The organism is Micromonospora sp. Llam0 (assembly GCF_003751085.1).
GTDB lineage: Bacteria > Actinomycetota > Actinomycetes > Mycobacteriales > Micromonosporaceae > Micromonospora_E.
Map to the genome: position 1 here is coordinate 2,293,389 of NZ_RJJY01000002.1, position 12,471 is coordinate 2,305,859.

At 70.2% G+C, this 12,471-nt stretch carries 10 protein-coding genes; all 10 read right to left on the minus strand.

Translation table 11 applies throughout. The annotated features are described in order from the left end of the window. Window positions 1-4: 4 nt before the first annotated feature. A complete protein-coding gene (locus EDC02_RS37735; RefSeq protein ID WP_148083805.1) occupies window positions 5-517 on the minus strand; it encodes a hypothetical protein in 513 nt (170 codons plus the stop codon). 84 nt (window positions 518-601) lie between these two features. Then, entirely contained in the window at window positions 602-1,393 is a 792-nt protein-coding gene (locus EDC02_RS40625) for a GGDEF domain-containing protein (protein WP_158632449.1), read from the minus strand. Between the two features lie 655 nt (window positions 1,394-2,048). Next, window positions 2,049-2,711, minus strand: coding sequence for a hypothetical protein (locus tag EDC02_RS37745; protein ID WP_123606861.1), 663 nt, complete (start codon window positions 2,709-2,711; stop codon window positions 2,049-2,051). A gap of 1,126 nt (window positions 2,712-3,837) precedes the next feature. After that, window positions 3,838-4,809 (minus strand): replication-relaxation family protein, encoded by a 972-nt coding sequence (locus tag EDC02_RS37750; protein ID WP_158632450.1) that lies wholly within the window; start codon window positions 4,807-4,809, stop codon window positions 3,838-3,840. Window positions 4,810-5,189: 380 nt separating this feature from the next. Further along, the gene (locus tag EDC02_RS37755; RefSeq protein ID WP_123606863.1) at window positions 5,190-7,739 is read right to left on the minus strand and encodes a type IV secretory system conjugative DNA transfer family protein; all 2,550 of its coding nucleotides are present in this window, start codon (window positions 7,737-7,739) and stop codon (window positions 5,190-5,192) included. 92 nt (window positions 7,740-7,831) lie between these two features. Next, window positions 7,832-9,622: a VirB4 family type IV secretion system protein gene (locus tag EDC02_RS37760; protein WP_123606864.1), complete on the minus strand. Its 1,791-nt coding sequence runs from the start codon at window positions 9,620-9,622 to the stop codon at window positions 7,832-7,834. Continuing rightward, entirely contained in the window at window positions 9,619-10,563 is a 945-nt protein-coding gene (locus EDC02_RS37765; RefSeq protein ID WP_123607461.1) for a PrgI family protein, read from the minus strand. Before EDC02_RS37765 ends, EDC02_RS37760 begins: the two co-directional genes overlap by 4 nt. Further along, on the minus strand, window positions 10,553-10,771 hold the full coding sequence (locus EDC02_RS37770; RefSeq protein ID WP_123606865.1) for a hypothetical protein: 219 nt from the start codon (window positions 10,769-10,771) through the stop codon (window positions 10,553-10,555). Before EDC02_RS37770 ends, EDC02_RS37765 begins: the two co-directional genes overlap by 11 nt. Beyond that, window positions 10,771-12,081 (minus strand): hypothetical protein, encoded by a 1,311-nt coding sequence (locus EDC02_RS37775; protein ID WP_148083806.1) that lies wholly within the window; start codon window positions 12,079-12,081, stop codon window positions 10,771-10,773. The genes EDC02_RS37770 and EDC02_RS37775 overlap by 1 nt, the downstream gene beginning before the upstream one ends. Next, on the minus strand, window positions 12,074-12,412 hold the full coding sequence (locus EDC02_RS37780) for a pilin (protein ID WP_123607462.1): 339 nt from the start codon (window positions 12,410-12,412) through the stop codon (window positions 12,074-12,076). The genes EDC02_RS37775 and EDC02_RS37780 overlap by 8 nt, the downstream gene beginning before the upstream one ends. Between the last annotated feature and the right edge of the window lie 59 nt (window positions 12,413-12,471).

Here is a 12,471-nt window from a genome sequence, read left to right on the forward strand (position 1 = left end):
CTGGTCAGGCCCAGGCGCGGAAGGTGACGGTGGTGACGGCCGGGCCGGTGCCCCACGGGTGCAGTAGCCCTGCGGCGGCCCTGATCTGGTCGGTCCAGGTATCCGGCAGCCGTCCGGTGTCGAAGACGATGTCCCAGGCGCTGTGGGCGTCGGTGGGGTCGTCGCCCGAGCTGAGCCCACCGGTCTGGTAAGCGTCGATACCCTCGTCGCCGTTGTCGAAGCGGTACCGGATGACATCGCGGTGTCCCAACGAGCGAGCGAACCGGTCGAACAGGTGGAGCAGTTCGGTTTCGGCGGCCAGGCGCAGGGGCGCGGCACGGGCAGACAGTGCCTCGTCGGTCCAGGTGTCCGCGGAGGAGTGCACCTCGTCGGCGACCCACCCGTGATCGATCAGGACGCGCAGGTCGTCGGCGGTTGCCTGGCGGCACAGTCGGCGGATCGTGTCGGTGGCGGCGGTGCGGTTGATGGTGTGCCGGGTGGGCAGGTACAGGCTGCGTAGGGTCATGTCGGCGCCCACAGTGTTCGCCTCCCTCATGGTTTGGCTGCGGTTTCGGGGTGGTAGACGGGTCTCGGCCACACCGGAGACCGGCGCTGTGGCGGGTCAGGAGTTGTCGGTGGTGGGCCGGGCGGTGCGGCGGTCGCGGTGCCGGATGGCCGGGCGCACGCCCGGCTGCTGCGGCACGCCGTCGCGGTCGGGGTCGTAGTGCGCGATGCCGCTGCGGTGCCGCTTGGCGGTGTACATCGCGCGGTCCGCGCGGCCGAGGCCGCCGCGCACGTCGCCGCCGGTGGCACGGCAGATACCGATGCTGAGCCGCAGCGGAACCGGTGTGCCGTCGATCGTGACGGGTTCCCGAACGGCTGCGGCGAGGGCGTCGGCGAGTTGCTGCGGGGCGCGGGCGGAGATGAGGACGAACTCGTCACCGCCGAGCCGGGCCGCGACGTCGCCGTCGATGGTGACCGCGAGCAGGCGGTCGGCGACACCGGCGAGGTAGGCGTCCCCGAACTGATGGTCATGGCTGTTGTTGATGTCGTGCATGCCGTCGACGTCAACGACCGCCACGGTCAACTCCACGCCGGCGCGGGCGGCGAGGTGTTGCTCGGCGACCCGCCGCACGGGTAGCCCGGTGACGGGGTCGGTGTTGGCCTCGACCACTTCGGCTTCCAGCTCGGCGATGCGGCCGGTGGCCGTGTCCCGCTGCGTGCGGGCACGGATCATGCGGACGTCGGCCATGGCGATGAGGAACGCCAGCCAGGCGATGCCGAACAGGCCGGCGAACGCCGCCGCGTACGGCCGGGCGGTAAAGATCAGCGCAAGGACGGCGGCTTGCGCGAGGCCGGTGGCAAGTAGTGACGGGCGACGAACAGCCGCGCGCAGATACGACGTGAGGGACATGGGCGGGCTTCCTTCCCGAGCAGGGGCGGACACGAAAGAGGCGGACCGACAAGCTGGTCCGCCTTGCGGGTGCGGGATGGCCGGGTTTGCTGAGGGAGCCGCGTGTCCAACGCCTTGACAAGACCGTGGGCGCCAGCCGGGCCGACGGTCTGCGGGGTGTCGCCCAACGCGTCGAACAGCCTGGTGACGTGGCGGCGACGCCGGTCGGCGAGGGCGCGGCGTCCCCGCCGAAGGTACGGCGGGAGTTGGCTCGGGCGGCGGCCGGCGAAGTCGCCGTGAACGGGGAAGGAGCCGTGTCCGTCGATGGCGAATCCCCCGCAGTAGCGGACGATGGTGACGAACTCCCGCCGCATGACGACGGGTCGGCTGCTGCGCCGGCGCCAGGCGTGGACGAAGGGACCCGATGATGTCGATGACCGTGTGGACCGTCAGGTGGATCGCCATGTCAGGCCTTTGCTGAGGCGGCGGATCCGTGAGCGGATGGGCATGACGCGCTTCCCTTCCACGATGGCTGCGGGTCGCCGCCGGAACGGCTGGCGTTCGGTGGCGGCCCGTACGGCACGGCGAGGGAACGTGTTCAGACCTGCCGCGTGGCCGCAGGCGGGTAATCGGAGAGGGCGAGCCGGGTCACGGTTCGCCTTCTCCGTATCGAGGTTTATGAGGTGGCGACTGCCACGAGGTGGTCGCGAGGGCTGAGGGTGTTCAGGTGGTGTTGTGCGGATTCGAGGTAGGACAGGCGGTCGGCGAGCCGATCGGCAGTGGCCGCCAGGTGGCGGCCGTCGAGGGTGATGACGCCGTCACTCGGGACAGCGGTGAGCAGCCCGAGATGGGCGTAGGCGTGTGCGCCGGCCTGGAACGCTTCGAGCTGGTTGGTCGGCAGCGCCGTGACTTTGTTGGGTAGGGCGTTGTAGGTGCGCATCGCGGCGATCCTGGGCTGGGCCAGGTAGTGCTGCCGGGCCTTGGCGAGGCTGTACTTGTGCGGTTCGCCGCGGTGCCGGTCGACGAAGTGCCAGTACGGTTGGGCGGGCCGGGTGCCGGCGACGACGTGCTGCCAAATGTTCCAGCGGTGCCAGTAGGCGTCGCGGGCGGTGGTACGCATGGTGTCGAGGTCGAGTAGGTGCAGCGGGCCGCCTGCGGCGGTGTCGTGCCAGGGCCGCACGAGGCTTCCGCGGCGCCAGCGGGTGGTGATCGGGAAGTGTCCGGCGGGGCCGGCGCTGGTCCAGGGGGTCGACGCGAGTCGGGCGGCGGCGGTGGTGGCCAGTTGGTCGGTGGGCGTGTCCTTGGACAGGCACACAACGACCACGAAGGTCTTGGGCATGGTTGTCTCCGACGTTGAGTCATAGGGCGCGCGAGGTTGGCCTCCGCGCGAGGGCGTGGGTGAGAAGGCGACCGGAAGGCCGGTCGCGGCCGGCGCGGGCATGACCGCAGGCTGCGGCGGGCGCGGCGCGGGGCCGGAAGTGGTGCACGGTGGTGCGGGTGGGCGGGGTGCCGACGGGCGGGGGCAGGCCGACCGGCCGAAGCGGGTGGGCGGTTGCGACCGCGGTCGTGGGCGACTGCGCCCGGCGGGTGATGCATGGGGGTTCAATAAAATTGAGGCTTCACCGTAGCCCGGCGGCCCAACAGCAGCTCCGACGGCCGATCATGACGTTCATGGCTCTGACCTGCGGTGTTGGGTGATGAGCCCGGCGAGTCTGCTGAGCGCGCGTGCACTGTTGGGTAAGACGATGAGCTGTTGGGCGAACCGCCAGCGTCTCCGCGCCTGTTCGGAGCGCTGGGTAGCCGTAGCGGATTGCTTCGGTGGAGTCTGTCTGTCCGGGCCGCCGGGGATGGCTTCCTGCAGGTTCATACGGCTGCTGCGACCCCAAGTCCTCATCCGACGGACAGTGGCGGTGTGGGGTTGAGGGCCTGGGGTCGGCGCAGGGCGGAGCGCGGCGCGGCGGGTGGGCCGTGACCGAAAGAGGCTGCCAGCAGGAGTGATGATCATGTAGCAGAGCGTGATGGATGGCCGATCTGAGTGCGAACGGCGATGGAGGAAGGGGATCTGCGAGGTGATCGGGCCATCCAGATCTGACCGATGAGCGCGCGGGTAGGCGCAGCGGCCCGCCCAGCGATCCCCCGCCGTGCCGTCGCGTGCGGCGTCAACCAGGCTGACGACGAGTGGTGGATATGCCGGACGGCAGGTGGTTCGTCGTGCGGCTACACCTCCGGCGGCGCGCCCCATGGCACGTTTGCCGACGACATGCCGCCACACGACGCTCCGCTTTGAGGACTCGGGAACGGAACGTGGGCTGCCTTGATGGGTGCACACATCTGGCGAGTCGCGCCATCCACAACCAGATCAGAAGAGAGGCATTTCGCCGGCTGCTCCGCGGACTCGGGAGGCCGATCACCTCGCGGCAACGCCATGGCCATTTGTCGCTCAGATTGGCCGTCTATTCGCCGAGTCACAGGATCGGCTGGAGTGGATGGTCGTGGGGTTGCGGTGGACCGGGATTGAGCGGTCCGGGTTGTTCGTGGCTGCTGGGGAGCTCGGCCAGGGTGAGCCGGTGGCGGCCGTTGCGGGCCACCCGCCATACCGGTCCGGCCGGGTTCGATCCGGCCTCGGGTGAGGTGGTCGCGATGGTGAGGCTGGGCTCGGGCCGTTCCGCGAGCTTGCGATGCAGGTTCTGCTCGCGGGCGCGGTTGGGCAGCACGAACAGTACCGGGTAGGTGGGTCCGCCTTCGGCGTGTAGCCGCCGGTGCGAGGCCAGGCGTTCGGTCAGGCGCCGCAGCGGTTCGGTTCCCCGGTCCAGTTCGAGGTGGAAGCCGGTGCTGGTCTGCCCGTCGACCCAGACGCCGTGGCCGTCGGGGTGGATGCGGCGTCCGAATGCCGCGGCGGTGCTGCGTTCGCCCCACCAGCGGACCAGGCCGGTGCCGGGGTGGCGACGGGCGTGGGCGAGCAGGTCGACGAAGAACTGGTTCGCGGCGAGCAAGTGTTCCAGCATCGGGGTGGCGTAGATGCGGTCTTGGCGTTCCCGCAGGGCCTTCGCGGTTGGTGGAGTCTCGTCGGTGGCGAGGGCCATGTAGCGGGCCGAGAAAAGTCCGGGTACCCAGCAGACCGGGTTGGGTGCGCCGGGGCGGGTGCGGACGAACCGGTCAACGAAGGCGAGTTTGCGAAGGGCGTGTAGGCGGTGGCGGCAGGTGGTCGGGTTGGTGAAGAGGATCGCGGTGAGCTGGTCGGTGGTCAGGGTGGTGTGTTCGTGCAGGAGGGAGGCGATCGCGTAGTCGCGGGGCCGCAGTCGGTGGGAGATGTCGATGAGGGTATGAGCGGGGCCGATGGTGCGGGCGGCTGAGTTCGTGCGGAGCACGACTAGTTGCCGGCTCCCCGGTAGAGAGTTCCCCTGGGGGAATTGTCGGGCGTCGTCGGCGGCGGGCATGGTGCCTCCTAGCTGGGGTGTTGGGTGGGTGGGCCCGGCCTGGCCCCGGCAGTGCGGGGCTGAGGCCGGGCCGGGCTGCGGTCTGGCTCGGTGGCCGGGCTGAGGCCGGATGTGATCCCGCGCTGGCCGTCCGCCGGTGCTGGTCGATGTCCGGCTCGGGGTGCGCCTTCGGTCAGTGGCTGGTGGCATCGCCTGGGGCATGTGGAAGGCTCGGGCCGCTGGCGCGGACCGCAGGTGTCTGGTGTGCACGGCGATGCCGTCGGCGGGGACGCCGGGTTGGTGGTTGTCGGCTGCGCGGACCGGGCGTGCGGCTCAGCCGGATGGTTCGAGGTGGCCGGGGCGCCGGTACTCACCGGGCGAGAGGTGCCGCACCTGTTGGGTTACGGTGTGTTTCTTTCGTTGTCTGTTGGGTCGTTCGATGGGTCTGTTGGGCTTGGTCCGTGCGCTGTTGGGTCGTTGTCGACGCCAGCGAGCTGGGCGATTGCCGCCTGCTTGCCGCTCTTGATGGTGACGGCTGCGGCGGCGGCCTGCCGGACCGCGGTCGCCTCGCCGGCCAGTGGCCTGGGCGGGTTGGTGTGTAGCGTGAATGCTGCGGTTTCGCGACCGTCGACGACGAGGCGGCACGCGGCCCGGTAGGCGTCCATGTGGCTGAGGTCGTGCTCGTCGAGTTCGGGCCGGGTGTGCCGGGCGAGTTGGTGCGCGTCCTCCGGCGCGCACGAGAAGAAGATTTTGCTGCGGGCGTTGGCGCTGATGGCGAGTTGGGTGTCGCGCGGCATCTGGGCGAGGTTCTGGTGTGCGAGGACCATGCCGAAGTGGTAGCCGCGGGCTTCGGCGAGCATGTCGCCGATGGAGCCGGGCAGGGTCAGGAAGTTGTGTGCTTCGTCGATGTAGCAGACGGTGTCGCGGCGTTGGGGCTCGGGCAGCCGGACGCGGCCGGTGGCGGCCTGCCAGGCGGAGGCGAGGACGAACGAGCCCATCAGCCGGGCGGTTTCCTCTCCGATCTGCCCTTTGGGTAGCCGGGCGAGCAGGATGCCGCCGTCGAGGACCCGGCGCATGTCGAACGAGCTTCTCGGGGCGCCGAAGGTGCGGCGTGGGAAGTCCCGCAGCAGCACCGAGCGCAGCCGCGACAGTAGCGGCGCGATGACCTGGGACCGCAGCATGACCGGCGCCGTCTCGTACCACTCCCAGAACCCTCGCAGGCCTTCGGGATCGTCGAGGTCGGCGGTGAAGTTGTACCGGAATTTGCGGTCTTGCAGCAGTGACGGGATCAGCGTCAGCGTCGCGTTCGACTTGCGTAGCAGGGTCAGGCACGCGACCCGCAGCACGTCGTCCATGCGTGGGCCCCAGTGCTTGGCGAAGATCTTGCCGAAGATGGAGACGACGTTGTCGACGAGCAGGTCGTGGTCGGTGCCAGCGAGGGGGTTGAGAGTGACGCCGGCGGGCTGGTCGGGGTCGATGAGGACGAGCCGGTTGGCCAGCTTCGCCGGGATCCGGTCGAGCAGGTCGATGATGAGGTCGCCTTTGGGGTCGATGACGATCGTGCCGCGCCGGGCGTGGATGTCGTCGAGGATCATGTTGAGCAGCAGAGTGCTCTTCCCACTGCCGGTGGAGCCGAGTACGTGCAGGTGCTGCCGGGCGTCGGGCACCTTCAACGCGACGCTGTGCCCGCCGATCTCCGCCCGGCCGAGCACCTTCGTACCTCGGCCGCCGAACGGCACGGCCACCGGGGCCGGCATCGGCTTGGCTCTGGCGCGGTCCAGACCGGGCACCGCGATGTCCTGCGGCAGCGCGGCGATGCTGGCCAGTTCGTCGGTGTTGAGCAGGAAGCCCCGGCGGAACACTCGGGCGTCCAGCACCTGCGCGGGGCGGGTGATCCGGAGGCGACGCAGCCGGTTACGGCCGGTCCACATCCCGAACGCGGACGCTATCGTGTGGGCGAGGGTGACCAGCCGAGGTTTCAGGTCCTCGGGCTTGCTGTCGCGGGGATTGCTGTGCGCGACCGCGTAGCGGATTGCCACCTCCCACTGGATGCCGGCGAGCTTGTCGACGCCGGCGCGGCCGTCGCGCTCACGCTGCGGGTCGGCGCCGGGCAGCACCGCGCTGCGGCCCGGCTGGTAGGTGGCGCGGCGGGTGGGGCCGAACAGTTCCATCACCAGGTCGAGGGCGAGCCGCAGCCAGGTGGCCGGGTCGAGCAAGGCGCGCGGCGGCCTGCCGGTCCGCAGCGCCTGCACGCCACGGCGCAGCCGGCGGACCTGCCGCGCGGTGGCGGGCCGTGCCAGGACCTGTACGCACGCGGACTCGGCCGCGTGCAGTCCGGACGCGGCGGCGATCAGGGTCCGCATCGGGTCGGCGTCGTGGTCAGTCTCCAGCGGGAACCAGGCCGGCAGGATCGGCGCCAGCGCGCCGCCGACGGTCACCGCGTCGGCCGGCACCGGCGGGGCCGCGTCGACCACGGTGCACGCGGCGCCGGGCCACGCCCCTCGTACTGCCGCCTGGATGGGGCCGGTCTGCAGTGTGCCGGGCACCCACACCGTGATGGATAGTTGGCGGCCGGTCCACCGGTACTCGACGGCGATGTGAGCGCGGCCGTCGCGCAGCCGGCGACGCCAGCCGACGTGCAGGATCTCGGCCATGGTCGCCCAGAACGCGGCGGTGCCGGACGGATCGACCTCCGGCGGCGGGGTGATGATCAGGCACGTGGCGTGGCGGGCCATCATCTGCTGCCGCCACCGTGCGTGGGCCACCCGGGCTGCGAGGGCAGCGGCCAGGACGACGGCGGCGACGCCGAGCAGCCACGGCCGCTGCGCGCACCAGGTGACGGCCGCGCTGGTGGTGTCGAGGAGCCATTGCGACGGGGCCGGTAGGTCCGGTGGCACCGGTGACGGCGGCGGCGTGACGCCGGGGGGCGAGGGGATGGTTGGCGGATTCATGGGATTGCCCTTCCGGTACGGAACGAGGGGTGGGACACGCCAGCGGCGTGTCCCACCCCTCCAGTGGATGTGATGGAGGCGTTGAATGGTGTTCAGTCGTCGTCGGTGAGTTCCAGATCCCCTACGCAGAGACGGTGCTCTTTCTTCGACGCCACGGCCTGGAAGCTGACCCGGTGCGTGCCCGCGAGCAGGAGACCTTCGCCGCGGCGGGCGCCGAGCAGCAGCCGGGCCTCGCCGGCGGTCAGCCCGAACACGTCAGCGACGACATCCACCGCCTGCGGGGCCTGCCGCAGCAAGATCTGGGTGGCCGCGTTGGCGATCACCACCTGGCCAAGGTCGGAGCCGAGCAGGTCACCCACGTCCTGGGTGATGACGGCCAACCCGGCCCGGCGTTTGCGTGCGCTCTTGGCCAGCCGGGACAGGAACTTCGCGCCCTCCCCGTCCCTGAGCAGGGTCCAGGCCTCGTCGACGAAGACGAGCCGGCGGGGCGGGTTCGCCGACCACACGGCCGGGGCGTCGACGTCGCGCCAGATCGCGTCGAGCGCCAGCAGCATGCCCGGAGCGCGGAGTTCGTCGGCCAGGTGCCGGGTGGACCAGGCGATCATTTGCCCGGACGGCACGCTGGTAGTAGGGCCGTCGAACATCTCCTTGAACGACCCCGTGGTCCAAGGAGTGAGCCGGGCTGCGAGGGTCTGCGCCGCCTCGGTGCCCTGCTCGACCAGAGCCGCCGCCACGTCGCGCAGCAGCGGCGCCTGCCTGCGCCAGGTAGCCGGGTCGTTGGAGATCCCGGCGGCGTCGTACGCGGTGTTGATCGCCTTGTCGAGCGCGGCCCGTTCCGACGGCGGCGGCTGCTGCCCGAGCAACACCGCGATCAGGGTGTGCAGGAACAGCGCCCGGTAAGTGCGTGCCTGCGGCCTGCGGTCGGCGGGCGGGATGTCGAGCGGGTTGAGGCGCACCCCGCCGACGCCCAGGGCGATGGTGACCCCGCCGACCGCCTCGGTGAGCCGGATGTACTCGTTGTCCGGGTCGATCACCGCGACGTGCACCCCATCGGCCAGCGACCGCAACACTTCGAGCTTGATGAAGTAGCTCTTGCCGGCCCCGGACCGGGCGAGGACGACACTGTTGGCGTTGTGTTGGCTCCAGCGGTCCCACCACACGACGCCGTTGGAGTCGGGGTTGAGTCCGTACAGCATGCCCCCAGCGGGGCCGGACTCTCCCGGCAGCGGTGCCGGCAGGTCCGCCGACGCCAACGGAAACGCGGTCGCGATGGCGTCGGTGTCCATCACCCGCCGGATGCCGAGGGTGTCGGTGGCCAGCGGCAGGGTGGTCAGCCAGCCCTGCAGCTGTCGCCAGGTCGCCGGCTGCGTGTCCAGTAGCACCGACGCCGCGGTGGCCCGTACGTGGGCGACTGCCTCGTCCAGCTCGTCCAGGGTCGGGGCGTGCACGCACAGGTACAGTCCGACGCGGAACAGCCTCGACTGGCCGCGGGCGATCCGGTCGGCCAACTCGGCGGCGTCCTCCGTGGCGGCCTCGGTGATCGGATCAGCGAGGCGGCCCTTCCCTGCGTCGTCGCGCCGGTTGGACTCCAACCGTGCCCGCTGGCGCCGCAGCCGCGCGGCGGCCACCTGCGGGGCGAGCGGGTCGATGTAGACGACGACGTCGAGGCGGCCGGGCCATGCCAGCAGCGGATCCAGCCAGGCGCCGCCGACCTCGGCCGGGTACCCGGTGACGATCAACGTGGCGGCGTAGCCGTCGCCGACCGTGATGTGTCGGGGGCTGTTCTCGACCGTGGCCGGCCCCAGAACCGACGCGAGCCCGGCCGACACGGCCGGGCTCGCGGGGGTTGCGCTGTCCGATCGCCTTCTCGTCGGTAGTTTCATGTCCGGTCTCCTGGTCCGGTGATGACGGCGTCGGGCCTGGCGCGGGGCCAGGTGACGTCGGTGGGTGTGTAGGGGTCGACCGCGCAGGTCAGCACGGCGGTGGCGCGGTCGCCGTCGAGTACGGCGGTCTGCGCGCCGAGCGCGGACAGGGCGGAGGCAGCGTGCTCGGCCCGGCGCAGCACCTCGGTGTCACGGCCTTTCTCGCCTCGGGCGGTGACCGCGATCGTGACCGTGCGCCACAGCGGGTCACGCCGCACGGCGAGATCATCGAGGAACTCCGCGTAGTCCTGGGCGGCTTCCGCCAGCGCCGGGTTGGCCAGGGTGTCGGCGGTATCGGCGATGCGTTGGGCGTGGCTGGACAGGTCCACCCGCTGGGCGGAGATGACGATCTGCACCGGCGACGACAAGCTGTTGAGCCAGCGACCGTACGCGCCGATGAGAGCGTTCTGCTCGTCGCCGGTACGCAGCCCGATGTTGACGGTGGTGCAGGCGACCAGGGCGACCGCCTGCGGCCCGGTGTCGATGACACCGGCGTCGCTGATCGCCGTGGCCGGCAGCCGCAGCGGCGGCACCGTCGCCGCCGGCGTGTCGGTGTCCGGCGCCCAGCCCGGCACCGCAGGCGGACGTGCGGACGTGGCAGGCGCGAGCCGCTTCGGGCCGCGGGTGTGCCGTATCGCGGACAGCAGCCAGGCATCCATCGACAGGCCGTCGCGGCGGCCCAGGGCCAGCACGACCGCCGCCCCGGCCAAAGGTGTGAGGATGGCGAACAGGACCGGCTGCGGCAACAGTGTGCCGACCGCCCGGAAGATGCCGTAGCCGATCACACCGGCCACGACCAGGATGGCCAACTGCCGCGCCGTCAAACCGTAGACGATCTTGTCTGGGGTGTCGACATCCGCAGGAATTCGGGCGCGCGGGGTGGCGTCGTCGCTATCGCGCATCGCGGTCACCCCGCTCCACGACATCAGCGGCGCGCGCCTTCATGGCGCGGGTGTAGAGGTCCACGCCTTCGGCGAGTTCATCGACGCTGTATGAACGAATGGGTCGACCGGTGGGCCAGGCGATAGCGATGACGTCGAAGGTTTCCTCTGGGATGTCGGACCGCTTGGTGGTCTCGTACGCGGACGAGGGCGGCTGGTGGGTAGTCATCAGGGTGCCTTTCGTGAGGACGAGCCGAAACGGGACTTCATGGCGCGGGTGTAAAGGTCGACGCCTGCGGCGAGTTCGTCTCGGGTGTATGGCCGAGCCGGTCGGCCGGACGGGTAGACGACGCTCGTCCGGCCGCGTCCTGCGCCCGTCGGCCGCGGCACCTCGCCGCCAACCCGCGGCGCTGGGTCACCGGGCCGCGGCGAAGAGACAGCGGGCCGTAGGAAGCCGGCGGGCCGAGAGGTGTGCGACACCGACGACGGCGAAGCGGCGCGGGAGGCGCCGCCACCGGATCTCACCGGCCAGGGCCGGTTGACCGGTACGCCGCCCGCACCTTGCGGACCTCGGCGTCCGATGGCGGCACGGCCGGTAGGGCGACCACGACCCAGCCCGCGACTCAACCCCTGGGTGATCTGCTGGATCAGCACGACCCGCAGCATCGCCCCGAGCGGGTTGGGCTTGGACTGGGTGATGTATCGGCTCATCAGCCCGGGGATCTTGACGACACCCCACAGCAGGCACACGACGATGAGTAGATTCATCACCGCTCCGGGATCGCCGCCGGGAATCGGCAGTCCCAGGACCGGGAAGTTGCTGTTCGGGTTGAGGAAGATGGTCAGTGTGGTGTGCAGGGCAACGGCCTGGATGACCACGGTGCCGAGCGTGCCGAGGATCGTGCGCCACCACAGCTTCGCAGCCCCTTCGGTCTGCGGTGTGCCGTGCAATGCCAAGGCAATGGGCGACACGCCCACCGCCACGACCAGCACCCCCAACCGGATGATCCACTGCACGATGAGAGCGCCGGCGAGAACCGCGATCAGCAGGGCGATGAGCAGCAGTAGGAAACTGATCGCGTTCGCCCCGGTCTGACCTTCGATCGCGCTGATCGTGGTGGCGCGTAACTGCTGCATCGAGCCAGGTGCGGTGATGTCCTGACTGGTTATCGCGGCAGTGAAAGCGTTGGCCAGTCCGATGACCGTCGAACACAAGGGGACCGCGAAGTTGGCGCCGATCAGCCCGATGATCAGACGGGGAATAAGCTCACCGGGCCCGTGCTTCGCCTGAATGGTGTCACGACCCAACACCAGGATCGCCATCCACAGGAACGCCAGCACGTAGCAGGCATTAACAATGCCTAGCGACGTGCTGGCGAAAGCGGTGACCTGTGGCAGCTGCGTGACATCCGGGCTGACGAACACAGTAGCCGACAACAGCTCCCACAGGGCGTTCAGCACACCCAGAATGGTTTTGGCGAACCATTCGAGAATGCCGCTGATGATGCTGTCGACCATCCAGCCGCCCACGTCAGCCACCAATCCAGCCCTGAACGACTCCGAGCAAGATCGGCGCAAGAACAGCGAGGGCGTAACCGAGAAGCGCGGACTTAAACGCGGACTTGGCCTTCTCGACTTCGGTGGGATCGCCGCCCGCAGCGAGATACCGTATCCCGCCGATAGTGAGGAAAAGGGTCGCTACCCCCACGAGCAGGCCAATGATCCAGTTCGTGATGTTGGAAATGATCGTGGGCAGGTCGTAGGCGGCCAGGATCTGCGGCTCGGCCGCGAAAGCCGTGCCCGCCCCGGCGAGCACCGTCAACGTGGCGACAGCCACAACGACGACGCGGATGATGGTGCGGCGGAACATGGTGGACACCTCCCGCCCCGGAATCCGGGGCTCGAAATAGGGGTTGAGGTGCGCCACCG

What these genes read in the sequence shown, in the direction of transcription:
- EDC02_RS37760 (WP_123606864.1), bottom strand. Translation starts at nt 9,622, where the DNA reads ATGAAACTACCGACGAGAAGGCGATCGGACAGCGCAACCCCCGCGAGC.
- EDC02_RS37745 (WP_123606861.1), bottom strand. Translation starts at nt 2,711, where the DNA reads ATGCCCAAGACCTTCGTGGTCGTTGTGTGCCTGTCCAAGGACACGCCC.
- EDC02_RS37780 (WP_123607462.1), bottom strand. Translation starts at nt 12,412, where the DNA reads ATGTTCCGCCGCACCATCATCCGCGTCGTCGTTGTGGCTGTCGCCACG.
- EDC02_RS37765 (WP_123607461.1), bottom strand. Translation starts at nt 10,563, where the DNA reads ATGCGCGATAGCGACGACGCCACCCCGCGCGCCCGAATTCCTGCGGAT.
- EDC02_RS40625 (WP_158632449.1), bottom strand. Translation starts at nt 1,393, where the DNA reads ATGTCCCTCACGTCGTATCTGCGCGCGGCTGTTCGTCGCCCGTCACTA.
- EDC02_RS37755 (WP_123606863.1), bottom strand. Translation starts at nt 7,739, where the DNA reads ATGAATCCGCCAACCATCCCCTCGCCCCCCGGCGTCACGCCGCCGCCG.
- EDC02_RS37750 (WP_158632450.1), bottom strand. Translation starts at nt 4,809, where the DNA reads ATGCCCGCCGCCGACGACGCCCGACAATTCCCCCAGGGGAACTCTCTA.
- EDC02_RS37770 (WP_123606865.1), bottom strand. Translation starts at nt 10,771, where the DNA reads ATGACTACCCACCAGCCGCCCTCGTCCGCGTACGAGACCACCAAGCGG.